Raw genomic sequence first — 23,524 nt, 5'->3', positions numbered from 1 at the left:
GACGGGTCCGGCCCTCAGCCGCCGCAGACCTGGTCGGCCGGCAGGGAGGCGGCGTAGCCCGGGTCCGCGGCCTGGTCGCCCGACAGCGACGCGGCCGCGGCGATCGCGGAGTCGCTGGCCGGCACGGAGCCGCTCTCGTCCGCGGTCAGCCGGCCGTCGACGTAGGCCAGGCCGAAGCGCGGCGAGATCTCGATGTCCGCGTCCCGGGCGGCCAGCGCGCGGATGCCCTGCACGGTCCGCTCCAGGGCCGCGGGGTCCGCGGGGTCCTCGCCGTCGGACGTGAGCTGCTCGGTGGCGGCCGCGGTGAAGATCGCCTGCGCGTACGACGCGGCCCGGAGCACGGCGAGGTAGCCGTCGCGGACGTCCTCGGGCTGGTCCGCGACCTGGGCGGCGAACTCGCGCTGCTGGTCGCCGAAGTCGGAGCCCGGCCCCACGTCGTAGGTCTCGGCGACCTCGGCGGCGAGCTGCTCGTCGACCAGCGTCTGCAGCACCAGGCCCTTCAGCGCGGCGAGCGGCAGCGGGCTGGTGTACGTCGGGCCCTCGACCTCGCAGACGGCTGCGGTGATGTCGTCGACGCGACCGGAGTCGATGGTCTCCTCGTCGACCTGGGCCGCGATCCCGGGGCGCAGCGCGCACCCCGCGGACAGCACCAGCACGCCGGCGGCGAGACCGCCGGTACGCACCAGCCGTGCGGCTCGGCGGGCGGGGACCTGGGACCTCGGCGCGCTCACTTAGCTGGCCTCCTGCGGTCGGTTCTGGGGCGGGTCGACGACGGTGTCGAGCACCGTGCGGGCCCATTCAAGCAGGGCGGGACCGCTCAGCGGCGACCCCGCCACCGGCTTGGTCTGGGGGCGCGGCACGAGCAGCACGTCGCTGCTGGGCTTGAGGATCGAGCCCGGGTAGAGGCGCTGCAGGCGCACGGCGCGGGACTCGGGCAGCGAGACCGGGGCGAACCGGACGTGCTTGCCGGCCACGGTCGACTCCCTGACCCCGGCCTCGCGCGCCCGGGCCCGGAAGCGCGCCACGAACAGCAGCGAGGCCACCTCCATCGGGGGCTCGCCGTAGCGGTCGACGAGCTCGTCGCGGATCGCGTCGACGTCGGCGTCGCTGCGGACCTCGGCCAGGCGCTTGTACATCTCCAGGCGCAGCCGCTCGGAGGAGATGTAGTCGTGGGGCAGGTGCGCGTCGACCGGCAGCTCGATGCGGACCTCGCCGAGGTCCTCGGTGTCGGCGCCGCCCTTGAACTCGCTGACGGCCTCGCCGACGAGGCGCACGTAGAGGTCGAAGCCGACGTCGGCGATGTGGCCGGACTGCTCGCCGCCCAGCAGGTTGCCCGCTCCGCGGATCTCCAGGTCCTTCATCGCGATCGCCATGCCGCCGCCGAGGTCGGAGTGCTGCGCGAGGGTCGCGAGCCGCTCGTGGGCGGTCTCCGTCAGCGGCTTCTCGGCCGGGTAGAGGAAGTAGGCGTAGGCGCGCTCGCGCGAGCGGCCCACGCGGCCGCGCAGCTGGTGCAGCTGGGACAGGCCGAGGGTGTCGGCGCGCTCGATGATCATGGTGTTGGCGTTGGAGACGTCCAGGCCGGACTCGACGATCGTCGTGCACACCAGCACGTCGAAGCTCTTCTCCCAGAAGTCGAGCATGACCTTCTCCAGCGCGGCCTCGCCCATCTGGCCGTGCGCGGTGGCCACGCGGGCCTCGGGGACGAGCTCGCGGATCCGGGCCGCGGCCTTCTCGATCGACTGCACCCGGTTGTGGATGTAGAACACCTGCCCGTCGCGCAGCAGCTCGCGGCGGACGGCGGCGATGACCTGGCGGTCCTCGTAGGCCCCGACGTAGGTGAGCACCGGGTGGCGCTCCTCGGGCGGGGTGGTGATCGTCGACATCTCGCGGATGCCGGTCACGGCCATCTCGAGCGTGCGCGGGATCGGCGTCGCGCTCATCGACAGCACGTCGACGGCGGTGCGCAGCCGCTTCATCTGCTCCTTGTGCTCGACGCCGAAGCGCTGCTCCTCGTCGACGATGATCAGGCCGAGGTCCTTGATCCGGATGTCGGGGTTGAGCAGGCGGTGCGTGCCGATGACGATGTCGACGGAGCCGTCGCGCAGGCCCTCGATGACGGCCGCCGCCTCGGCGTCGGTCTGGAACCGCGAGAGGCCCTTGAGCGTCACCGGGAAGCCGGCCATCCGCTCGGAGAAGGTCGAGAAGTGCTGGCTGACCAGCAGCGTCGTCGGCACCAGCACCACGACCTGCTTGCCGTCCTGCACCGCCTTGAACGCCGCGCGCACCGCGATCTCGGTCTTGCCGTAGCCGACGTCGCCGCAGACCAGGCGGTCCATCGGGGTGCTCAGGCGCATGTCGCCCTTGACCTCCTCGACCGTCGTGAGCTGGTCGGGGGTCTCGGCGAAGGGGAAGGCGTCCTCGAGCTCGCGCTGCCAGGGGGTGTCGGGGCCGAAGGCGTGACCCTGGGTCGCCTGGCGCGCGGCGTAGAGCTTGATCAGCTCCGCGGCGATCTCGCGCACGGCGCGGCGGGCGCGGTTCTTGCGCTTGGTCCAGTCGCCGCCACCGAGGCGGTCGAGGCTGGGCTGCTCGCCGCCGACGTAGCGGGTCACCTGGTCGAGGGCGTCGGCCGGCACGTAGAGCAGGTCGGGCGGGCCACCGCGCTTGGACGCGCCGTACTGCAGGACGAGGTACTCGCGGGTCGCGCCGTGCACGACCCGCTGCTTCATCTCGACGAAGCGGCCGACGCCGTGCTGCTCGTGCACGACGAAGTCGCCGCCCGACAGCTCGAGGGGGTCGATCTGCTTCTTGCGGCGGGCGGGCATCTTGCGCATGTCGCGCGTCGAGCTGCGCTGGCCCGACAGGTCCTCGCCGGTGAGGAGCACGAGGCGGGTCTCGTCGTCGACGAACCCGGTCTCGAGGCTCCCGCAGGTGACGGTCACGACGTCGGCGGCGGGAGCCTCGCCGGCGTCGAGGCGGTCGACGAGGCGGGCGGGCACGTCGTGCTCCCCGAGCACCTCGACCATCCGCTGCGCCGGGCCCTGGCCCGGGTGGACCACGACCACCCGGTAGCCGTGGCCGAGCCAGCCCCGGACGTCGTCCACGGCCCGCTCGACCTCGCCGCGGTAGGACTCGACGGGCTGCGCGGGCAGGGCGCGCGCCGGCACGCCGAGCTCGATGCCGACCTGCTCGGCCTCCTCGGAGTCGGCCAGGCCGAAGGGGCTGACGGTCCACCAGGCGCGTCCGGAGGTCAGGGTGTGCTCGCGGACGTCGCCCAGCGGGCGGTACGACGCGGCGCCGAGGTCGACGGGCGCCTGGCCGCCGCCCGCGGCGACGGCCCAGCTGGCGTCCAGGAACTCCTCGCTGGTCGCGACCAGGTCGTGGGCGCGGCGCCGGGCGCGCTCGGGGTCGAGCACGACGACGTGGGTGTCGCGCGGGAGCAGGTCGACGAGCAGCTCCATCTCGTCGACGAGCGCCGGCGTCAGCGACTCCATCCCCTCGACGGCGACGCCCTCGGCGATCTTCTCGGTCATCTCGCGCAGCTGCGGGTGCTCCTGGCCGAGCAGCCGGGCGCGCTCACGCACCTCGGGGGTCAGCAGCAGCTCGCGACACGGCGGGGCCCACAGGTGCGCGACGGACTCCATGGCCCGCTGGTCGGCCACCGAGAACGCGCGGATCTCCTCGATCTCGTCGCCCCAGAACTCGACCCGCAGCGGGTGCTCCTCGGTCGGCGGGAACACGTCGACGATGCCACCGCGCACGGCGAACTCCCCGCGCTTCTCCACCAGGTCCACGCGGGTGTAGGCGGCCCCGGCCAGGGCCGCGACGACGTCGTCGAGGGCGTGCTCCTCACCGGGCACGAGCTCGACCGGCTCGAGGTCCGCCAGACCCTTGACCTGGGGCTGCAGCAGGCTGCGGACCGGGGCGACGACGACGTCGAGGGGCCCGTTGTCGTCGTCGGTGCCGGGGTGGGCGAGACGGCGCAGCACCGCGAGCCGGCGCCCGACCGTGTCGCTGCGCGGGCTCAGCCGCTCGTGCGGGAGCGTCTCCCAGCTCGGGAAGTGGGCGACGCGGACGGGGTCGACCAGCGACGACAGCGCCTCGGTGAGCTGCTCGGCGTCGCGGGTGGTGGCCGTGACCGCCAGGACGGTCCGACCGGCGCGGCGCAGGCCGTCGACGAGGAACGGCCGCAGCGCGGCGGGGGCGGTGACGTCGAGCGTCGCCGTCCGCCCGTCCTCGGCGTCCGCGAGGACCGCCCGGAGGGTGGGCTCGGACAGCACGACGTCGGCCAGGCCGGCGAGCGACACGCGGACTCCTCGAGATGTGACGGCACGCACGATGACCCGGGTCGAGCGAGGACCCGGGGTGCGTCGGCCAGTCTACGGACGCCTCCCGCAGGACCTCACCACCGCGCAGGCACCCTGGGGGCGATGACCCCTCGCGCCCACCGGACCTCCTCGGCGGCGCTCGCGACCCTCGTCCTCGTCGCGACCGCGGCCTGCGCCGGCGACCCCGCCGGCCCCGACACCGACCCCCGCACCGGCGGCGCCCCCGCGGCCTCCGGCCCCGGCTCGCGGGGCGCCGTCGACCTCCCGCCCCTGTCGCGCGCCGACGCGCCGTGGCAGGTCGTGCGCCAGGTCGAGGCGTCGGAGCGCGCGATCCGCGACCCGGGCACCGACGGCCGGACGCTCGCCGCCGCGGGCCGGCTCCAGCAGCTCGCGTACCGCACCCTGGCCGAGCGGACCGCGTGGGACGCCCGGGTCGCCGACCTCCTCGCCCCGGGACTGCGCGGGGCCGTGCGCGACAACGTGGCGGCCCGCCGCGCGATGCTCGACCTGCAGCGCGAGTACCCCGCCAACGAGACGCTCCCGGCCTGGCGGGTGGTGGACCCGCTGCCCGCCGCCGAGCTGCGCGGCTACTACGCGGAGGCCCAGCGGGAGTTCGGCGTGGGCTGGGAGCACCTCGCCGCCATCCACCTCGTCGAGACCGGCATGGGCCGGATCGAGGGCGACTCCGTCGCGGGCGCCCGGGGCCCGATGCAGTTCATCGACGAGACCTGGGCCCGCTACGGCGAGGGCGACGTCACCGACCCCCGCGACGCGATCCTCGGCGCCGGGCGCTACCTCGCCGCGCGGGGGTTCACCGCCGGCGACGACGCGGCGATCGACGACGCGGTCTACGCCTACAACAACGACGTCCGCTACGTGCGGGCGATCCGGCTCCACGCCGCGGTGATGGAGCGCAACCCCCGCACCTACCTGGGCTACCACGCCTGGGACGTCGTGTTCAGCACCGCGCGGGGCGACGTGACCCTGCCCGTCGGCTACGACTCCGACGAGCCGATCCCCGTCGACCGCTGGCTCCGCGACCACCCGCAGCCCTGAGTGCGGGCCGGGGCGCCGCGGCGCCGCGGGCTCAGTCGGTGCCGTGGCGCCGGACGAACTCCACGATCGCCTCGGACAGCTCGGGGCGGCACACGATCAGGTCGGGCAGCGACACGTCGGCCTGGTTGTAGACGAGCGGGGAGCCGTCGACGCGGGAGGTGAACAGGCCGGCCGCACGGGCGACCGCGACCGGGGCCGCGGAGTCCCACTCGTACTGGCCGCCGGCGTGGACGTAGGCGTCGGTGACGTCGCGGACCACCGACATCATCTTCACGCCCGCCGAGCCCATCGGCACCAGCTCGGCGTCGAGCTCCTCGGCCAGCGCCCGCACGAACGCCGGCGGCCGGGTCCGGGAGACCGCGATGCGGGGGCGGTCGGAGGTCCGCGGCGGCACGGTCAGGTCGTGGCCGGTCCGGAAGGTCTCCCCCAGTGCCGGCTGCGCCACGGCGCCCGCGACCAGGTCGCCGCCGGACCACAGCGCGACGTGGACCGCCCAGTCGTCGCGCGGCGGCTCGGAGAACTCGCGGGTGCCGTCGAGCGGGTCGATGATCCAGACCCGGTCCGCCTCGAGGCGGACGTGGTCGTCGGCCGCCTCCTCCGAGAGCACCGCGTCGTCGGGGCGGTGGCGCCCGAGCAGCTCCGCGAGCAGCGCCTGGGCGGCCGCGTCGCCGGCGTCCTTGAGCTCGCGACCCTCCAGCCCCTCCCGGCGTACGGCGAGCAGCCGGTCCCCGGCGGCCTCGGCGAGCCAGGCGGCCAGGGCGTGGTCGTCGGCCAGGACCTCGGCGGTCGGCTCGGGCAGGGACGGGGAGGTCGGCTCGGTCACCGCGGCAGGCTACCGGTTGCGGGCGTAGACCTTGACCCAGTCGACGCTCAGCGCGACGGAGCTGCGACCCTCGGGCAACGCGGCGTACCGGCCGTTGATCTTGTGGGCGTGGGTCTGGAAGCCGACCCACATCTTCCCGCGCGGGATGCGGGCGGCCTGGGTCTCGACCTTGATCTGGCGACCGTCGAGGAAGTAGGCGACGCGGCCCGGCATCCACCGGACGCTCGCGACGTGCCAGCGGCTGAAGTCGCGGGCCACCACCTTCTGGCTCCGCAGGTGCTCGCCGCGCGAGCCCTTGTAGTGCGTGGTGACCGACATCTTGTCGCGCTGGCCCCAGGTCTCGAAGATCTCGTAGAAGTCCAGCTCCGGCGGCCAGCTGTCACCCGTGGGCCACAGCAGCGCGGCGGCCGACACGCCGGCACCCTTGTCGAACTTGATCCGGGCGTCCCAGCGGCCGTACTGGCGTACCGCGGTGTCCCAGCCCCAGCCGCCGACGCCGCCGGAGAGCCAGCGGCCGTCGCGCGGGGCGGTGTGCAGCTTGAGCTGGCCGTTGCTGACCTTCGCCATCGACGGGCTCCACTCGGCGTCGGCGCAGCAGCCCGGCTTGCCGCTGAAGACGCCCCAGCGCGAGGTGTCCAGACGGTTGAACGGCTCCGTGCCGACCTTCCGCCAGTACGACGCCCGCTCGGCGTCGGCCGTCGGCGCGCCCGCGAGGCCGGCGACGGCGACACCCGCGGAGACGGGCACGGTGCTGGTCGGGGCGGCCGAGGCCGCGGGACCGGCCGCGAGGCCGACGGTCGGCAGCAGCGCGGCGACCAGCCCGGACAGCAGGGCCGGGACGAGGCGAGCGCGCGGGCGGCGCGGGATGGGAGAATGCAGTGACGTCATCGGGGGGCTCTTCCGTTCTTGAGCGGATCTTGCGTTGCTCTTGAGTTCTCGAATCTGGCAGAGCGTGGCAGACCTGTCCGCCGATCAACGAAACGTGGAACGGAAGGGACGGAGGGGGCTGCTGTGGCGACTCAGAGGCTCCCGGAGGGACCCCTGACGCGCGTGGCCGAGGTGCTCTGGCCGGCCGACACGCCGGAGCGCCACCGGCTGCGGGCCGCCTCCGGACGGTCCCCCTCACCCGGTGCCGAGCGCTACGCGGCGGTGCCCTCGTCGCGGCGCGCACGCTACCTGCTGCCCCTCGACGCGCCGCCGGCGGTGCGCGCCCGGCTGCTGCTCCACTACAACCACCTGCGCACCGACCGCCGGCGGGCGCAGCGCCTCGCGATCGCCGCGCTCGCCGCCCTCGGGCTGCCGCGCACCGACCGGAGCCGGCTCGTCGCCGAGCCCGGCCCGCGCGGCGGACTGCGGGAGCTGGTCGCCGAGCAGCTCGGCTGCCGGGCCGACGAGCTCGTGCTGTCCGTGGGCGTGCGGCCGGGCACGGGGCCGCTCGCGCCGACCGTCACCGTCGTCGACACCCGCGGCCGGCCGCGGGTCTTCGTCAAGGTGGCGGCCGATCCCGGCACCCGCGCCGAGCTCGAGGCCGAGCACGACGTCCTGGCCGCACTCGCGCAGCCCCGCGGCAGCGGCCTGCTGGTCCCGGGTCCGATGTTCCGGGTCGAGTGGGAGGGCGCGCTCGTGGTGGGCATCGACCCCCTGCCCCTCGACGTGCGCCGCATCGGACCCGACGAGCTGGACGCGACCCTGCCCTTCCTCGAGCGCCTCGTCGCCCAGCACGAGCGCGAGTCGCTGAGGCTCGTCGACTCCCCGTGGACCGCGCGGCTGCGCGCCGTCCTGTCCGGCCTGCCCGAGCGCTGGGCCGGTCCCCTCGGCCACGCCCTCGACCAGGCCGCCCGCCGTCATCCCCAGCCGGTCCCCCACGGGCTGCGGCACGGCGACTGGTCGTGCTGGAACATGGCGTGGTCGGCGACGGTCGGGGGCCTCGCCGTATGGGACTGGGAGTACTCGGAGCCGATGGCCCCGCTCGGCCTCGACCGGTGCAACTGGCACTTCGCCTTCGACACCAGCGTCCGGGGCCTGTCCCCGGCGGAGGCCACCGACCGGCTTCGCGAGGACGCCCGGGCCCGTGGCGACCACTCCCGCACGGCCGAGCTGTTCCTGCTCGACATGGCGGTCCGCCGGGCGGCGCTCGGGGCCGACGGCGAGGAGTCCTCCGCCGTGGCCGCCGACGAGCTCGTCACCCTCGTGCGCTCCCGGCGCTGACGGTGCTGACGGTGCGGACGGGTCCGCAGCCCGCGGGCCCGGGGCCGGGGTGGGTCAGGGGCGGCCCACCCGGACGGTGCGGGACCTGCCCGAGAGCCGCGTGGCGCCGGTGGGGTCGCTGACCCGCACCCGGTAGAAGACGCGGGACCCGCGGGCCGGGCCGCGGTCGCGGAAGACGATGGCGCCCTTCCGCCAGATCACCGACTGCCGGGCGATGCGGCGCACCGGCTGGCCCGTCTGGTTGCGGCGGATGATCTCGTAGCGCAGGCGCACGTCGTCGCGGTCGAAGGCCAGCGGCACGCGCACCCGCACCTGGCGGCAGCCCCGGCAGGTGCTCACCTGCGGCGCGACGACGCCCTGGGGCGCCGCGGAGCCGGTGCGGAACCGGGTCAGGTTGCCCTGCAGGCGCTCGTTGACCCGGGCGTAGCCGCCGCCCATCACGAGCTGGCGGCCGTCGGAGGCCAGGGCCCGCGACAGCAGCCGCGTCTTCTGGGTCGCGCCGGACGTCTGCACGAAGTACGGCTTGACGCGACCCGTCGCCCGGTTCACCGCCTCGATCGCGAGGTAGGTGCGCGGGGAGGTCTCGGGGTGTCCGCCGTTGGCCGAGCAGTCGTGGGCGTGCGAGGCGACGTAGAGGTCCGCCCCGACGACCTGCAGGCCGAAGGTGTCGCCGTAGCAGTTCAGGTACCAGGTCTCGGCGCCGGTCGTGCTGTCCAGGGAGTAGACGCCCTCGCGGCGGGTGAGCCCGGAGGTGCCGTCGTCGCGAGCGCCGACGTAGACCTCGTCGCCCGCCACCTCGACGGCGGTGCCCCAGCCGTAGGGGACGGAGAAGTAGTCGCCCCGGAAGCCGGGGACGAGGCTGCCGTCGCCCTCGTAGGTCGCCGCGAAGCCCTGCATCGGGGTCCCGTTGACCTCACGGAACGGGCCCGCCACGAAGACCCGCGCGTTGTCGCTCGAGACGGCCAGCGAGACCACCCGCAGGGCCTCCTTCGGGGCGCCGCCGACGAAGTCGATCGTGCCGGACAGCTGCGGGCTCCACTCTCGCAGCGCACCGCCGGTCCCGTCGGGTGTCGTCACGTCGAAGGCGGCCGTGCGCACCCGTCGCGTGTTGTTGGCCTGGGTGAACTGCCCGCCGGCGTACAGCGTGGTGCCGTCGGGCGACGCCGCGAGCGCGGTGACCTGCCCGTCCACGCCGTTGCGGCCGACCTGGCCCAGGAAGCGGCCCGAGGCGGTGTCGAAGACGGCGATCCGGCGCGCCTCCTGCCCGTCGACGGAGTTGAAGTTGCCGCCGACGTAGAGCCGAGAGCCGTCGGGCGACAGCGCGGTCGCCCAGACCGTCGGCACGGCGTCGTCCTCGAACGTCCCGAAGCGCGGCGAGAACGAGTCGATCGGCGCACCGGTGTCGGCGTCGAAGGCGGCGAGCGCCCCCTGGCCGGTCTCCCGGGCGCCGGCCGCGGCGCCGGACGGCCGGGTGGAGGTGAACTCGCCGCCCGCGTAGATCCGTCCGCCGGCGACCTCGACGGCCCAGACCGGACCGTCGGTCTGCCCGGTCGGGACCGGGGTGCCGGAGAACCGGGTGCGGCCACCGTCGAACGGCGCCTCGGCGGAGGCGCCCGGTGGGGCGGCCGCCAGCAACCCCGCTGCGAGCAGCACCGCGCACAGCGGACCGAGCACACGTCGTCCGAGACCCGACGTCCCCATGGCTGTCCTTCCCCGAGCCCTCGTCGATGAGACCGCTCCCGCCGGTGAGGGGCCCCGGCGGGAGCGGTGGTCGATCAGCCGACCGTGACGGTCGCGGTGCGCACCGACATCACGGACTGACCCGAGGGGTCCACCGCCTCGACGCGGTAGTAGACCTGCTGGCCCGGGGTCACCTGCGTGTCACGGAAGGTGACGTTCTCGGTCCGCCACATCACGGACTCGCGGGTCTCGATGTAGATCGGCGCGGACGTCTGCCAGCCCCGGTAGACCTTGTACGTCAGCTGGGTGTCGTCGCGGTCGTAGCCGAGCCGCACCCGCAGGTCGACGTAGCCGGGGCCCGCCGTGGCCGTCGGGTACGCCGGCTTCTCGGGCGCCGACGAGCCGGCCAGGAACCGCACCACGTTGGCCTGGGCGGCGCCGTTGACGCGGAGGAACCCGCCGCCCATCACCAGCTGGTTGCCGTCGGAGGCCAGGGCGCGCGAGAGCAGCCGGGTGTTGGCGTCGTCGAGGTTGCCGGAGGTCTGCACGAAGTAGGGCCGGACCACGCCCGTGCTGCGGTTGAGCGCGTGGATGGCGAGGTAGGTGCGCGGGTTGAGCTCGGGGTGGCCGCCGGCCGCCGCGCAGTCGTGGGCGTGGGAGGCGACGTAGACGTCGCCGCCGACGACCTGGAGGCCGAAGGTGTCGCCGTAGCAGTTCGCGTACCAGTTGACCGCGCCCGTGGTCGCGTCCAGCGAGTAGACGCCCTCGTTGCGGCGGCTGCCCGAGGTGAAGTCGTCGCGGGAGCCGAGGAAGACCTCGTTGTCGGCGACCTCGATGGCCGTCCCCCAGCTGTGGGGCGCGTAGAGGTAGTTGGAGCGGAAGCCGGCCGACAGCGCGCCGGTCGCGGCGTCCGTGGCGGCGAAGCCCTGCGCGGCGGAGCCGTTGACCTGCTGGAACGGGCCGGCGAGGAAGACGCGCTGGTTGTCCGAGGACACGGCGAGCGCGGTCACGCGCAGTGCCTCGTTGCGCGTGGGGGTGGACACCGTCGGCGCCCAGCCCAGCGTCGCGCGGTTCACGAGGCTGATCGCCGCGACGTTCTTGCGGGCGCTCCAGCCGGCGCGGCTGAAGCGGCCGCCGACGTAGAGCGTGGTGCCGTCGGGCGAGACGGCGAGGGCCTGCACCGGCCCGTCGACGCCGTTGTTGCCGACCTGGCCGAGGAAGGCGCCGGTGCGGGCGTCGAAGCGGGCGAGGTAGTTGGCGCGCTTGCCGTCGACCAGGTTGAAGTCGCCGCCGACGATGAGCTGGCTGCCGTCCGGGGTGAGCACGGAGGCGCGCACGACGCCGGCGCGACCGTTGTAGTCGTTGGTGAGCTTCGGCGCGAACTCCGTGATCGGGGCGCCGGTGGCCTCGTCGAAGGCGGCGAGGAAGCCCTGGCCGGTCTCCCCGGTCCCGGCGGCCGCGCCGGAGGGACGGGTCGAGGTGAACTGGCCGCCCGCGTAGATCCGGTCGCCGGTCATCTCGAGCGTCCAGACCGGGCCGTCGGTCTGGCCCATGGTCGTCTGCGAGCCCTGCATCACCGTGTGCTGCGGGTCGAACGCCTGCGCGGGCGCGCCGACCGCGGCGGTCAGGCCGAGACCGACGAGGCCGGCGGCGAGGGCCGCGACCGCGCGGGTCAGGCGGCGGTGGCCGGGCGTGCGGGTCTGTGGCTTCATGGGCGGTGCTCCCCCGAGTTCATGGACGTCAGTGCGCGAGGCGCGCCTGCGGGTCCCCCCGGACCCTCCGTCGAGGCTACGGACGTGCTCTCAAGCCGTCCCCGACGCGACCCGAAGATTGCCTCAAGTGCGTTCACCACCACGGCTGGGTCCCCAGCAGGTCGGCGAGCTCGCGGTGGTGGGGCTCGTAGTGGGCGCGCAGCTCGGCCTCGAGGCCCGGGTCGATCCCGGTCTTGTGGCGGCTGCGGTTGCGCTTGGCGCCGGCCAGGGGCCGCGGGTCGAGGCCCACGAACTCCTGCAGGCGCCCCAGCGTCGCGTCCGGGTCGGCGTATAGGTCCTCGCTCCGCATCACGAGCACCTGCTCGCGACCGTAGGCGTCGAACCACCGGCGCAGCTGGGGGGCGTACTCGCCGCGGGTGCGGTAGGAGTACCAGTCCCAGGGACGGCTGTAGTAGCCCGGCTCCTCCGCCATCCGCTCCAGCTCGCCCGCGAGACGGTCCGGCTCCGCGGCCAGCGCGTCGGCGAAGGACAGCGTCTCGACGCCGGCCTTCGTGCGCTCCGCGTGGTGCGACACCGCGCGCGCGACCGGGTCGCGCAGGAGCACGACGATCCGCGCGGCGGGCAGCAGCCGGTGGGCGCGCTCGGCCACCCGCGGGTCGAAGAGGTAGAGCGGGCTGGCCTCGAACGCCAGTGCCGCGCCGTGGCGCTCCGCGTGTCGGCGTCGGGCCGCCCGGGTCGGGAAGTGGCCGAGGTACCAGTCGGGACCGCGGTCGGTGTAGCGGTAGAAGTAGTGCGGGCTCTTGAGGTTCTTGGCCGCCGGCACGGTCGGCATCACCTGCGGGTGGCCCAGCAGCGTCGACCAGGTGTACGTCGTGCCGCCCCGCTTGGTGCCGACCAGCAGGAAGTCGGGCCCGGTCCGGAGGCGCCCGGTCGCCGTCGTCGCGGTGCGGATGCCCCGCTCGGCGACGTCCTTGACCCCCTGCGGGAGCAGCGTCTTGGCGGTCGCGACCGCCCGCGAGGCGCTCATCGGCGCGCCGCCAGCATCGCCCGCACGTCGCCGAGGTGCAGACGCTGCGAGAGCGGCAGCACCAGCGCGACGAGCAGGGACGTCGCGACGAGCAGGTAGCCGACGAGCCACGGCAGGGTGGGCGCGCCGAGGGCCCACACGAGCACGCCGGGGATCCCGAAGGCCGCGAGGGCGACGCCGCCCGCCACCGCGGTGTCCGCCCACGGCAGCGGCACGTCGACCCGGCCGCGCCGCCGCAGCACGCACAGCACCGAGTCCCCGGTCAGTGCCACGACCCACGCGACGGCTGCCCCGGGCAGGCCCCACACCGGGATCAGCAGCAGGCCGAGGCCCACGTTGAGCGTCAGGGACACCACGGAGTTGGCCGCCGTCAGCCGGCTCAGGCCGGCCATCAGCAGCAGCGAGTTGATGTTGCCGAGCGCGAGGTAGCCGAGCAGGCCGACGCAGAGCAGGCTCAACGCGGGGGCGGCGGTGGTGAACTCGGGGCCGACCACCGCCATCACCAGCGGCGAGAACGTCGCGAGCGTCAGGAACAGCGGCCAGGAGACCAGGACCAGCCACGTGGTCGACATGGCGTGCACCTCGGCGGCCTCACGCTCCTCGCCCCGGGCGAACGCGCTCGCGAGCATCGGTGCCGTGACGATCCGCAGGGCCTCCATCGCCATGATGCCGGTGGTGACGAACCGGCTCGCGGCCGCCCAGACGCCGGCCGCCGCGGGTCCGAGCAGCAGGCCGACGAGCAGCACGTCGGCCCACTTGATGCCGATCTCGCACAGCGAGGCGAGACCCCGGGGCAGGTTGAAGGCCCAGGCGTCGTGCAGGACCTGGCGTCGGGGTCGGGGGGCGATCCCCGACGCCAGGCGATCGTGGCGCAGCGTCCGGCGCACCAGGCCGAACGCCACGAGGTCCATCAGGACCAGGGGGACGGTCCAGGTCCACAGCAGCCACGTCGTCGGCCCGTCCACGACCCACAGCAGGGCGAGGAGGGCGAGGCGGCCGGTGGGGAGCCAGACCTGGTAGAGCAGCACGAAGGGGCGCGCGCTGCCCAGGGAGCGGGTGCCGTTGACGCTCGCCTGACCGACGGCCGAGAACACCAGCGTCAGGGCGAGGACGAGGAGGAAGGTGCGACCGAGCCCGGCGGCCTCGGGCACGAGGGCCCGGGCCAGCGGGTCCGCGAGCAGGGCCAGGCCGCCGGCGACGACCATGCTCCAGGCGAGCATCGGCGCCAGGATCGCCGTCGAGACCCACCAGGCGTCCTCGTGGGCGCCGGTGGCGCGGTAGGCCGCGAGGCTGCGCACGAGGCCCGAGTCGCCGCCGGCGAGGGCGACGACGTTGAGGATCATGAAGACCGCGACGGCCATGAAGTACAGGCCCGCGAGCTCCGCGCCGAACCACCGGCCGACCAGGACCGTCAGCGCGAAGCCCGCGACGGCGGCGTACACCGAGCCGGCGAGGGTCAGCGCACCGCCACGCGCGACGGCGCGGCGGTCGGCACCCGCGGGGGGCGCGCCGGTCGACGTGGTGGCGGGGCTCGTCACTCAGATCCCCCGTCCGCGCCGGTGCAAGGCGGCCTGGAGCCGCTCGGCCGAGGTGAGGCGCAGCAGGACGGCCGCGGTCAGCAGCACCCGCGGCTCTGTACGACGGTCGCGCCAGGCGCGCCGCATCCAGCGGCGGGCCTCGGCACGCTCGCCGAGCGCGGCGTGGGCGAAGGCGATCTGGCCCTCGATGCGGGCCCGGCCGCGCGGGACGCCCGCGAACTCGGGGGTACGGCGCAGCAGCTCGTCCAGGGCGTCGGCGATGGTGCGCCAGCGGCTGAAGAAGTAGGAGCCGCCGTTCCACTCGATGTCGGCCACGACCTCGGGCACCAGGCGCAGGGTCCCGATCCGCGCCAGCCGCAGCAGCAGGTCGTAGTCCTCGGCGTAGCCCCCGGGGAGCGTCTCGTCCCAGCCCTCGACCTTCTCGAGCGCCTCGCGGCGGTAGAGCATCGCGGAGGGGTGGAGCTCCATGATCCGGTCGGCGAGCAGGTCGGCGAGCAGGACCTCGCGCAACGGCGCCTCGCGGACCGTGCGGACCCCGTCGTGGACGATCGCGATGCTGCCGGCGACCGCGACGGCCTCGGCGTGCGCCTCGAGCTCGGCGACCTGGCGCCGGACCCGGTCGGGCGCCCAGGTGTCGTCGTCGTCGCAGGTCGCGAGCAGGTCCGCCGAGACCAGGTCGAGCGCCGTGTTGCGGGCGCCGCACAGGCCGGGGGTGCGCTGGTTGACCTGCACGGTGAGGCTCTGACGCTCGGGGGCGACGGGATCGGGGAGGTCCAGCACGTCGGGCACCTCGCCGTCGATGACGACCACGACGTCGAGGCGGCCGGCGTAGGTCTGCGCCCAGATCGCGTCCAGGGCGCGCGCCAGCAGCGCGAACCGGTCGCGGGTCGCGAGGGTCACCCCCACGTCGGGGAGCGCGGTGGGACCGCTCATGCGCTCTCCGCCCATCGGCGCCCGCCGGCGGTGGCGATGCCGAAGCAGGGCACGTCGACGAAGTCGAGGCGCGAGACGGTCTGGTCGATCTCCTCGACGCGGGTCGTGCCCTCCACGCCGACCAGCACGATGCCGTCGCAGGACGCGGCCTCCTCGAGGCCCTCGACGGTCTCGAGGTCGACGGGGACCACCCGCACGTCGAGGTCGGGCGCGGCCTCCGCGAGCTGGCGCCGGACGACGCCGACGATGTCGTCGCGGCCCCGGGCCATCACGTCGACGCCGAGGCGGACCTGCGGGGCGTCGTCGTCGGTGCCACCGAGACGACGGCCGACCCCCAGCATCGCGGCGACGCCGGCGATGCCGACGCTGGCCCCGCCCTCGAGGGCACCGAGGTCGCGCACGCCGGGCACGGAGACCTGCCCGCGCCGGCGCAGGCGGGGCGAGCGCGCCTCGAGCAGGTACGCCGCGACGATGGCGAGCAGCAGGCCCGCGAGGCCGCCGGCGACCGGGAGGGCCGCGACGGGCAGGGAGCTGTCCTCCGCGGTGCCGGACGCGGGCTGCACCACGCGGCCCGGGTCGACGACGGTCCGGTTGAGGTTCTGGCTCTGCTGGCGCAGCGGCGCGAGCTGGGTCGCGGGCGCGGTCTCGATGAGCTGGTAGATCTTCTGCTTCTGCAGGCCCCAGCGGGTCACGGCCTCCGTCTGGGCGGCCTCGATGAAGGCCGCGGCCGCGGCGTCGGCGCCGCGCTCCGCGTCGGCGGAGTTGCCCGAGCTGTAGCGGAAGTCGAGGAAGCTGGTGCCGTCCTGGACGCTGACGGTGAGGCTCTCCTGGACGTCGTCGACCGTGGTGCCGAGGTCCTCGGCCACCGTCTGCAGCACCGGACGGGTCGTGGCGAGCGCGGCGTTGTCGTCGGCGTTGGCGGCCGACGGGGCGACCTCGCCGACCGGGACCAGGCCCGGGCCGAGCTGCACGCTCGCGGTCGCCGTCGAGGTGGTGGGCACCAGCGGGATCGCGGCGAGACCGAGGCCGACGCCCAGCAGCGTGCACACGAGCAGCAGCACCCACCGGTCGCGCGCGGCGGGCAGGATCCCCGTCACGGGTCGCAGGGGCTCGGGGTGGCCGGGGGCCATGGCGCTCATCGTGCGGGTGTCCTCTCGGGTCGCCGGGCCGCCCGGTGGGGGCGGCCGGCGTCGGGCAGGTCGGGGATGGTGCGGGCCGGCGCGGGACCGGCGGGTGCGGCGGTGCGCCTCCCCGCCGCGCAGACCGCGAGCGCGAAGAGCGCCGTGGCGAGCGGGACCGGGAGGATGTCGTAGAAGGCCGTCTGGACGACCAGGACCACGCCCGTGGCGTGGAGCCACAGGTCGGGCGAGGTGGTGCGGGCGGGGCGGGAGTGCCACCAGATGGCGGCGACGGTGGCGAGCAGCAGTGCCGCCCCCACGATGCCCTGCGACACCAGGGTGGTCCACAGCTGGCCGTGGGTGCCGATCGACACGTTGTTGCTGTCGGCGAGCCCCTCGGACGACTGCGGCGAGCCCCAGCCGAACACCGGCGAGCGCAGCGCCAGCCCCCAGGAGGCCTGGTACAGCGTCTCGCGGGTGCTGACGTTGCTGTTCTCGAAGCGGTTGGTCAGCAGGTCGCGCAGCCCGGGCAGGCTCACGACGAGGGCCAGCACGACGCCGGCCCCGGCCAGCACGCCGAGCAGCACCCGGGGCCGCCCGCTGAGGAGCCGCAGGACGAGCACGTACGCGACGGCGACGCCGATGCTGACCCAGGCGCCGCGGTTGACGGAGACGAGGATCGGCGCGGCCGACAGGGCCAGCAGCAGACCGAGCCCCACCCGTCGCCGGGTCGTCCGCGCGGTCACCACCCCGTGCACCGCGACCGGGGTCAGGATCCCCATCGCGGCGCCCCAGTCGTTGGTGTAGGGGAAGAGCGCCGAGGGCCGGGCGGTCTGGTAGAGCGCGTCGAACTCGATGAGCCGGGGACGGGTGAGCGCGGTGATGTAGGGGTCGTTGATGCCCACGGCGCGCAGGGCGGCGCCGAAGGGGCTCGTGAACTCCAGGGGCGCCACGAACAGCCCGGGCAGCGCCAGCACGACCGCGACGCCCCAGACCAGCAGCAGCCAGTTGAGCACGCGCTGCCGCTCGAGGCCCCGGTGCAGCGCGTTCCAGACGAACACGCCCATGACGGCCACCGACACGTAGAGCGTCAGCCGCAGCGAGTACGCCGCGGCGTACCGCGCCGAGGACAGCATCAGCCCGGACACGACCATCCAGCCGAGCAGCAGCAGCAGCACGCCGTAGCCCGGCGGCAGCGCCACCTGACGGCGGTTGACGAGCATCCAGGCCAGCAGCGGCAGGGCCGCCACCGGCCACAGCGGGATCTGCACGCCCAGCGCCCACCACAGCGGGTAGCCGAGCAGCAGCGCGGACAGCGGTCGGGCGGCGGTCCGGACCACCGCCGCGGCGTGGTCGTCGCGCGTGGCCGCGGAGCGGGCGGGGGTCGCGGGCAGCGGCGCCGTGCGGCCGAGCGGGGTGACCGTCACGGGGTCCTCACCCCCGTCCGGGGGTGCCCTAGGGTCGGGTCATGCGACCGGGCCGTCTCCTCGCCGCCGCCACCGGGGCGCTGCGCCTGGACGCGGCGATCGCGCTGCGGCACCTGCTGCTCAACGTCGTGGCGGGCTCCGCCCTGGTCCCCCGGCCGGTGCGATGGGCGCTGTACCGGGCGGCGGGCCTCGACGTGCGGACGATGAACGTCTTCAGCGGCACCCGCATCACGGGCACCGACCTGCGCGTGGGCCGCGGGACCTTCGTCAACCACGAGTGCTACCTGGACGTGGCCCGGGGCCGCGTCGAGATCGGCGAGGACTGCCACCTGGCTCCCCAGGTGATGGTGCTGACCGCCACCCACGAGCGCGACGCGTCCGGTGGTGCCGGACGCGCCTCGCAGTACCGCACGACGGTCATCGCCGACCGCGTGTGGCTGGGCGCCCGGGCCACGGTGCTGCCGGGGGTGCGGGTCGGCGAGGGCTGCGTGGTCGCGGCCGGCGCCGTCGTGGCGGCCGACTGCGAGCCCGGCGGCGTGTACGGCGGGGTGCCGGCGCGGCGGCTGCGCGAGGCGGACGCGCGTCCCTGAGCGGCCGGTCATCGGTCCCCCAGGTGGCGCCGCAGGCTGCGGATCACGGAGGTGCGCCGCCGGGGCTGACGTCCCATCAGGCCGTCGAGCTCCTCGGCGAGGCGCCGGTGCACGGCGGCGCGCGAGGCGACCAGACCGGCCGAGCCGAGGTCGGGGCGCGTGCCGTCGCGGGCCTCGGCGAGGGTCGCCGACAGCGCGTCGGCCATGGTCTCGGGGTGGCGGGCCAGGCGGACGACGCCCGCGTGGCCGGCGGCGTCGGCGAAGCGCATCTGGTGGGAGTCGACGTGCTCGCCGAGCGCGGGGTCGCGCGGCACGCACACCGGGACGTGGCCGGCGCCGCGGGCGTCGCTGATCAGGCCCGGACCGCCGTGGCAGACCACCGCGGAGGCCTCGGCCAGCAGGCGCTGGAGGTCGGCGTAGGCGAGGTGGGGGTGCCCCTCGGCGACCACGGGGGCGCGCGAGGTGCCGTGCTGGACGACGACCTTGCTGACCCCGGCCGCACCGGCGGCCTCGGCGAACCAGTCGTCGGCCCAGCCCACCAGCCGGTCGAAGCGGTGGTGGTCGGTGCCCACGCAGAACAGCACGGGTCCCAGCGCGGCGCTCACAGCAGCGGTCCCACGAGACGGGCGTCCGGGTAGACCTCGAGCTGGCTCTCCCACTGCGCGATGCGCACGGTCGTGAACGGGCCGCACAGGCGCCCGGTCATGGTCGCGGTGTCGATCCGGTCGTAGACCTCGATGAACGCCGTCGGCACCCGCGACAGCCAGGCCAGCACGAAGAACGGGACCGCGACGCCGGCGCCGGCCGAGACCACGAGGCTCGGCCGCTCCCGGCGCAGCACGCGCCACGCCAGCACCGCGTTGCGCAGCAGGTTCGGCACGTTGCGCGTCGTCGGCGAGTACGACGTGACCACGCGCTCCGCGGCCAGGCGGTCGCGCACGTCCGCGGTGTCGGGGCAGACCCAGACCCGGTCGTGGGCCGACCACCACTCGCGCATCGCGAGCAGCTGGGCGAGGTGGCCGCCCTGGGTGGAGACGAGCAGGACCCGACCGTCGCCCGCCGAGCGACGGGCGACCATCAGTACGCCCCGTCGCGGCGGAACACCGCACGCAGGGTGCGCAGGCAGATCGCCAGGTCCCCGCCGACCGTGATGTTGTCGGTGTAGTGCAGGTCGAGGGCGACCGCACGCTCCCACGCGAGGTCGGAGCGGCCGCTGACCTGCCACAGACCGGTGAGACCGGGCTTGACCGCGAGGCGGCGCCGGGTGGCCTCGTCGTAGAGGGCGACCTCCTCCGGCAGCGCCGGGCGGGGACCGACCAGCGACATGTCGCCGCGGACGACGTTGAGCAGCTGGGGCAGCTCGTCGAGCGAGGAGACCCGCAGCAGCCGGCCGACCCGGGTGACGCGGGGGTCGCGACGGATCTTGAACAGCACGGCGTCGGACTCGTTGGAGTGCGCCAGCAGGGTGCGGCGGTCCTCGGCGTCGTCGGTCATGGTGCGCAGCTTGTAGATCGTGAAGGGGCGCCCGTAGCGGCCGATCCGGGTCTGGGTGAAGAGCGCGGGACCGGAGGAGTCGAGGCGGATCGCGATCATCGCGACCGCGATCACCGGTGCGGCCACCGCGAGCAGGAGGAGACCGGCGAGCCGGTCGACGAGGATCTTGCCGACGGCGGCGAGCATCCGGGGTCGGGGCGGCGAGACGGAGACGACGGTGCTGTCGCCGACCCCGGTCACCGACACGCGGTGCGGGGACAGCGAGCCGGACTCGTCGAGCATGCCCAGCTCGGCGCCGGTGCGCTCGAGCTGCCACCCGAGCCGCCGGAAGACGTCGGTGCCGAGGCCGGCGCCGGTGGTGGCGAGCACGAGGTCGACGTTCCAGGCCGCGATGGCCTTGGTGATGTCGCTGAAGCCCTCCTCCATCGGCGCGCCCGGGTAGCGGTGCACGTAGCCGGCGTCGCCGTCGACGGTGAGGTCGCACAGGCCCACGACGACGGCGTCCCGCCGGTCGGACCACCGGCGGAAGGCGGCTGCCGTGGCCTCGGGCTCGCCGATGACCAGGACGCGGGTGGGGCCGCGACGCAGCTCGCGCACGGCGACGGCGGCCAGCGCCACGAGGGTGGCGGTGCCCGCGACGACCATGACGTCGATCACGACGGCGCGGGCGACCTCGCCCAGCACCGCGACGATCGCAGCCGCGGAGACGACGTAGAAGCCGGCGCGCAGCGGCACGTCCGGCGCCGCGGCGCCGGCCGGCTTGGACGCCCGGAAGGCGACGACGGCGATCATCCAGCCCAGCAGGACCGGGGCGGCGAGGCCGGCGGCGACGCCGGTCGCCACGGCGACCGCGGCGACCGCGGCGACGACGAGGACGACCTCGACGGCGGAGCGCAGGGCTCCCCCGCCGCGCGGCTTCTGCGGTCGCGCGAAGTCCTGGCGTGACGACCCGGACGGTGCGGTCGTGAGAGAACGCGGTACGGTCCCCGACGCGCGGGCATCCGTGTCCTCGTGCTCGTCGGGTGCGTGCGCGGTTACCGGTACTGTGCCGGCGACCGACAGCCGGGCACCCGGCGGTCGTTCCTTCGTCATCTCGAGGCCCCCCCTCGATCGAGACCGGACGGATCCGGTCGTGTCCCCTGGTTCCGCTCGGGGACTCCAGAGCACCGTGGTCAACGACCGTCGGCACCCCACGTCACGTGTACAAGAGAACACTGTCCACACCACAGAACGGCGTTGTCAATTCAATCGCGAACTTCTGGTGTGTACCTTGCGCGGCCGTTGAGGAGCAGGCCCCGCCCGGTTCGAAACGGCCTGCGGACGCTCCGCGGCCCGATACTGTTGGAGGAAGCACTGATCGCGCAGGACGAGGGGGGACGCCCGGTGACGACCGCCGCATCGGGCCCGGTCCCGGGTGACGTCGCCCACGACGCTGCCGACCCCGAGGCGCCCGCCGTGGAGACCCGACGGGAGCGTCAGCGGCGCGAGACGATCGAGGAGATCAAGTCCGCGGCCCGCCAGCACCTGACCCTCGAGGCGACCAGCCAGCTGTCGCTGCGGGCGGTCGCGCGCGACGTCGGGCTCACGCCGTCCGCGATCTACCGCTACTTCCAGTCGCAGCAGGAGCTGATGGCAGCGGTGGCCGACGACGCGTACGCGTCCGCCGCGGCCGCGCTGCGCTCGTCGGCGGAGGAGACCGAGGGACACGCGGTGCCCGACCGCCTCCGGGCCCTGGGCCACGCCTACCGGCGGTGGGCCCACGAGCACAAGGCCGAGTTCAACCTCATCTTCAGCACCGACCAGACCCACCCGACGGGCGGCGACGGGGTCACCAACGAGCGGGTGACCGAGTTCTTCGCCGTGCCCGTGTCGATCTTCGTCGAGGCGGCGCACTCGGGCCACGTCGACCTCGAGCGCGTCCTCATCCCCCGCGCCCCCGAGCTCACCCCGTCGGCCGCGAGGTTCGCCGAGCACCCCGACGTCGACCTGACGCCGGAGGCACTGAACCTGCTGCTGAGCGGCTGGGGCGCCTTCCACGGGTTCGTCATGCTCGAGCTCTTCGGCCACCTGGGCCGGTTCTACACCGACCCCGAGGAGGCCTTCGACCGTCACCTGGTCGCGATCCTGCTCGCGATGGGGATGACCGTCGACGACACGACCCCGGGCGTGCCCCGGACCCGCTCGCTCAGCGGTTGAACTGCTGCTGGGTGCGCTCGAGACCGTCGACCAGCAGCGACTCGACCGCGTCGGCGGCCTCCACGACCTGCAGGTCGAGCTCCTTGCGCTCCGTCCGGGAGTAGTCCGAGAGCACGAAGTCGGCGACGTCCTGCCGACCGGGCGGACGGCCGATCCCGACGCGGACCCGGTGGAAGTCGCCGGTGCCGAGCGAGGAGCGCATCGAGCGCAGGCCGTTGTGACCGTTGTCGCCGCCGCCGAGCTTGACCCGCAGGCCCCCGAAGGGCAGGTCGAGCTCGTCGTGCACTGCGACGACGTGGGCCGGCTCGACCCGGTAGAAGCCGGCGAGTGCCTTCACGGGACCGCCGAGCTCGTTCATGTAGCTGCGGGGCCGGGCGAGGACCACCCGGGGGGCGGAGCCGCCCGGCGGCCCCACCCGGCCCTCCAGCACCTGCGCGCGCCCGCTCCTGTGGGCGCGCAGCGTCCCCCCGACACGGGAGACCAGCTCGTCGACCACCAGGTAGCCGACGTTGTGGCGGTGGCCGGCGTACGTCGGCCCCGGGTTGCCGAGGCCGACGACCAGCCAGACGTCGGGCGAGGTCACTCGCTGTCGGCGTCGCCGTCCTCGGACGCGTCGCCGTCGCCCTCGGCGGACTCGGCCTCGGCCTGCTCGGCGAGCTCCTCGTCGGACTCGTCGCGCTCGATGCCGGCCTCGGCCTCGGCCTCCTCCAGCTCCGCCTCGACCTCGGCGGCCGTGGGGGCGTTGGTGACGTTGACGACCAGGGCCTCGGGGTCGGTGAGCAGCTCGGAGCCCTCGGGCAGCTGCACGTCGGCGGCCGAGATCTGGGTGCCGACCTCGGCGCCCTCGACGGAGACCTCGATCGTCTCGGGGATGTTGGTGGCCTCGGCCTCGATCGAGATGGTGCCGCTCTCGGTGACGACCAGGGTCTCCGGGCCGGCCTCGCCGACCACGGTGACGGGCACGTCGACGGTGACCTTCTCGCCGCGGCGGACTGCCACGAAGTCGATGTGCTCGAGGGTGCGGCGGATCGGGTCCGTCTGCACCTGCTTGGTCAGCGCGAGCTGGGTCGAGCCGTCGACCTCGATCTCGAGCAGCGCGTTGGCGCCGCCGTTCTTGAGCGCGAGCCAGGTCGCGTGACCGGGCAGCGTCAGGTGGACGGGGTCGTTGCCGTGCCCGTAGATCACGGCGGGCACCTTGTCCGCGCGGCGGATGCGGCGCGCGGCGCCCTTGCCGAACTCGGTGCGGGTCTCGGCGGTGATCTTCTCGCTGGCCATGGTGGTGCGCTCCTCGTGCGTGGCTGACAGTCGTGCAGGATCGTGGCCGCCCGGCGGACGCGGCCGACGTCGGGCGCAGAGTCAACTGCCGGCCCTGTCGATCACGGTGCGTCTCCCGGTGG

General features: G+C 74.7%; 20 protein-coding genes. 4 read left to right on the top strand and 16 right to left on the bottom strand.

The window, feature by feature from the left end:
* Positions 1 to 14 precede the first annotated feature (14 nt).
* Positions 15 to 731 (bottom strand): hypothetical protein, encoded by a 717-nt coding sequence (locus tag ABD158_RS09225; RefSeq protein WP_344006365.1) that lies wholly within the window; start codon positions 729 to 731, stop codon positions 15 to 17.
* Positions 732 to 4,304 (bottom strand): transcription-repair coupling factor, encoded by a 3,573-nt coding sequence (gene mfd, locus ABD158_RS09220; protein WP_344006364.1) that lies wholly within the window; start codon positions 4,302 to 4,304, stop codon positions 732 to 734.
* A gap of 123 nt (positions 4,305 to 4,427) precedes the next feature.
* Here mfd and ABD158_RS09215 point away from each other — a divergent pair, with 123 nt between their 5' ends.
* Positions 4,428 to 5,381, top strand: coding sequence for a lytic transglycosylase domain-containing protein (locus ABD158_RS09215; RefSeq protein ID WP_344006362.1), 954 nt, complete (start codon positions 4,428 to 4,430; stop codon positions 5,379 to 5,381).
* Positions 5,382 to 5,412: 31 nt separating this feature from the next.
* Here the strand turns inward: ABD158_RS09215 and ABD158_RS09210 are convergent, their stop codons facing one another.
* Entirely contained in the window at positions 5,413 to 6,204 is a 792-nt protein-coding gene (locus ABD158_RS09210; protein ID WP_344006360.1) for a 3'(2'),5'-bisphosphate nucleotidase CysQ, read from the bottom strand.
* Between the two features lie 9 nt (positions 6,205 to 6,213).
* A complete protein-coding gene (locus ABD158_RS09205; RefSeq protein WP_344006358.1) occupies positions 6,214 to 7,092 on the bottom strand; it encodes a glycoside hydrolase family 16 protein in 879 nt (292 codons plus the stop codon).
* A gap of 123 nt (positions 7,093 to 7,215) precedes the next feature.
* Between ABD158_RS09205 and ABD158_RS09200 the strand changes: the two genes are divergently transcribed.
* Complete coding sequence (locus ABD158_RS09200; protein WP_344006356.1) at positions 7,216 to 8,412, top strand: phosphotransferase; 1,197 nt, start codon at positions 7,216 to 7,218, stop codon at positions 8,410 to 8,412.
* A gap of 54 nt (positions 8,413 to 8,466) precedes the next feature.
* On the opposite strand, the gene ABD158_RS09195 is transcribed toward ABD158_RS09200, so the two are convergent.
* From ABD158_RS09195 to ABD158_RS09165, 7 genes are all read right to left on the bottom strand, one after another.
* Positions 8,467 to 10,065, bottom strand: a complete 1,599-nt coding sequence (locus ABD158_RS09195) for a WD40 repeat domain-containing protein (RefSeq protein WP_344006354.1) — start codon at positions 10,063 to 10,065, stop codon at positions 8,467 to 8,469.
* Between the two features lie 122 nt (positions 10,066 to 10,187).
* On the bottom strand, positions 10,188 to 11,804 hold the full coding sequence (locus ABD158_RS09190; RefSeq protein ID WP_344006352.1) for a WD40 repeat domain-containing protein: 1,617 nt from the start codon (positions 11,802 to 11,804) through the stop codon (positions 10,188 to 10,190).
* 133 nt (positions 11,805 to 11,937) lie between these two features.
* Positions 11,938 to 12,831, bottom strand: coding sequence for a sulfotransferase domain-containing protein (locus ABD158_RS09185; protein WP_344006350.1), 894 nt, complete (start codon positions 12,829 to 12,831; stop codon positions 11,938 to 11,940).
* On the bottom strand, positions 12,828 to 14,369 hold the full coding sequence (locus ABD158_RS09180; protein ID WP_344006348.1) for an oligosaccharide flippase family protein: 1,542 nt from the start codon (positions 14,367 to 14,369) through the stop codon (positions 12,828 to 12,830). The genes ABD158_RS09185 and ABD158_RS09180 overlap by 4 nt, the downstream gene beginning before the upstream one ends.
* Positions 14,370 to 15,302: a glycosyltransferase family 2 protein gene (locus tag ABD158_RS09175; RefSeq protein WP_344006346.1), complete on the bottom strand. Its 933-nt coding sequence runs from the start codon at positions 15,300 to 15,302 to the stop codon at positions 14,370 to 14,372.
* Positions 15,299 to 16,441: a hypothetical protein gene (locus ABD158_RS09170; RefSeq protein ID WP_344006344.1), complete on the bottom strand. Its 1,143-nt coding sequence runs from the start codon at positions 16,439 to 16,441 to the stop codon at positions 15,299 to 15,301. Before ABD158_RS09170 ends, ABD158_RS09175 begins: the two co-directional genes overlap by 4 nt.
* Positions 16,438 to 17,847, bottom strand: a complete 1,410-nt coding sequence (locus ABD158_RS09165; protein WP_344006342.1) for an O-antigen ligase family protein — start codon at positions 17,845 to 17,847, stop codon at positions 16,438 to 16,440. The genes ABD158_RS09170 and ABD158_RS09165 overlap by 4 nt, the downstream gene beginning before the upstream one ends.
* Positions 17,848 to 17,888: 41 nt before the next feature.
* Here ABD158_RS09165 and ABD158_RS09160 point away from each other — a divergent pair, with 41 nt between their 5' ends.
* On the top strand, positions 17,889 to 18,437 hold the full coding sequence (locus tag ABD158_RS09160; RefSeq protein ID WP_344006340.1) for an acyltransferase: 549 nt from the start codon (positions 17,889 to 17,891) through the stop codon (positions 18,435 to 18,437).
* A gap of 8 nt (positions 18,438 to 18,445) precedes the next feature.
* Here ABD158_RS09160 and ABD158_RS09155 read toward each other — a convergent pair whose 3' ends face one another.
* From ABD158_RS09155 to ABD158_RS09145, 3 genes are read right to left on the bottom strand one after another with little or no spacing between them, the layout of a single operon-like run.
* Positions 18,446 to 19,042, bottom strand: a complete 597-nt coding sequence (locus ABD158_RS09155) for a glycosyltransferase (RefSeq protein ID WP_344006338.1) — start codon at positions 19,040 to 19,042, stop codon at positions 18,446 to 18,448.
* The gene (locus ABD158_RS09150) at positions 19,039 to 19,515 is read right to left on the bottom strand and encodes a UDP-N-acetylglucosamine--LPS N-acetylglucosamine transferase (RefSeq protein ID WP_344006336.1); all 477 of its coding nucleotides are present in this window, start codon (positions 19,513 to 19,515) and stop codon (positions 19,039 to 19,041) included. Before ABD158_RS09150 ends, ABD158_RS09155 begins: the two co-directional genes overlap by 4 nt.
* On the bottom strand, positions 19,515 to 21,023 hold the full coding sequence (locus ABD158_RS09145; protein WP_344006334.1) for a sugar transferase: 1,509 nt from the start codon (positions 21,021 to 21,023) through the stop codon (positions 19,515 to 19,517). The genes ABD158_RS09150 and ABD158_RS09145 overlap by 1 nt, the downstream gene beginning before the upstream one ends.
* Before the next feature lie 291 nt (positions 21,024 to 21,314).
* Between ABD158_RS09145 and ABD158_RS09140 the strand changes: the two genes are divergently transcribed.
* Positions 21,315 to 22,127 carry a TetR/AcrR family transcriptional regulator gene (locus ABD158_RS09140; protein ID WP_344006332.1) on the top strand — a complete coding sequence of 271 codons (813 nt, stop codon included), beginning with the start codon at positions 21,315 to 21,317 and terminating at the stop codon, positions 22,125 to 22,127.
* On the opposite strand, the gene pth is transcribed toward ABD158_RS09140, so the two are convergent.
* Complete coding sequence (gene pth / locus ABD158_RS09135; protein WP_344006331.1) at positions 22,117 to 22,710, bottom strand: aminoacyl-tRNA hydrolase; 594 nt, start codon at positions 22,708 to 22,710, stop codon at positions 22,117 to 22,119. The two genes, ABD158_RS09140 and pth, sit on opposite strands and share 11 nt — an antisense overlap.
* Positions 22,707 to 23,402, bottom strand: coding sequence for a 50S ribosomal protein L25/general stress protein Ctc (locus ABD158_RS09130; RefSeq protein ID WP_344006329.1), 696 nt, complete (start codon positions 23,400 to 23,402; stop codon positions 22,707 to 22,709). Before ABD158_RS09130 ends, pth begins: the two co-directional genes overlap by 4 nt.
* Between the last annotated feature and the right edge of the window lie 122 nt (positions 23,403 to 23,524).

The organism is Nocardioides lentus (genome assembly GCF_039529515.1).
Taxonomy (GTDB): Bacteria; Actinomycetota; Actinomycetes; order Propionibacteriales; family Nocardioidaceae; genus Nocardioides; species Nocardioides lentus.
Note: the sequence above shows the minus strand (reverse complement) of the source record. Positions and strands in the feature narration are given on the sequence as shown.

Bases quoted from the DNA above. Each gene is read 5' to 3' on its own strand.
- ABD158_RS09215 (WP_344006362.1), top strand. From the start codon at position 4,428: ATGACCCCTCGCGCCCACCGGACCTCCTCGGCGGCGCTCGCGACCCTC.
- ABD158_RS09205 (WP_344006358.1), bottom strand. From the start codon at position 7,092: ATGACGTCACTGCATTCTCCCATCCCGCGCCGCCCGCGCGCTCGCCTC.
- ABD158_RS09190 (WP_344006352.1), bottom strand. From the start codon at position 11,804: ATGAAGCCACAGACCCGCACGCCCGGCCACCGCCGCCTGACCCGCGCG.
- ABD158_RS09185 (WP_344006350.1), bottom strand. From the start codon at position 12,831: ATGAGCGCCTCGCGGGCGGTCGCGACCGCCAAGACGCTGCTCCCGCAG.
- ABD158_RS09175 (WP_344006346.1), bottom strand. From the start codon at position 15,302: ATGAGCGGTCCCACCGCGCTCCCCGACGTGGGGGTGACCCTCGCGACC.
- ABD158_RS09170 (WP_344006344.1), bottom strand. From the start codon at position 16,441: ATGAGCGCCATGGCCCCCGGCCACCCCGAGCCCCTGCGACCCGTGACG.
- ABD158_RS09160 (WP_344006340.1), top strand. From the start codon at position 17,889: ATGCGACCGGGCCGTCTCCTCGCCGCCGCCACCGGGGCGCTGCGCCTG.
- ABD158_RS09150 (WP_344006336.1), bottom strand. From the start codon at position 19,515: ATGGTCGCCCGTCGCTCGGCGGGCGACGGTCGGGTCCTGCTCGTCTCC.
- ABD158_RS09145 (WP_344006334.1), bottom strand. From the start codon at position 21,023: ATGACGAAGGAACGACCGCCGGGTGCCCGGCTGTCGGTCGCCGGCACA.
- ABD158_RS09130 (WP_344006329.1), bottom strand. From the start codon at position 23,402: ATGGCCAGCGAGAAGATCACCGCCGAGACCCGCACCGAGTTCGGCAAG.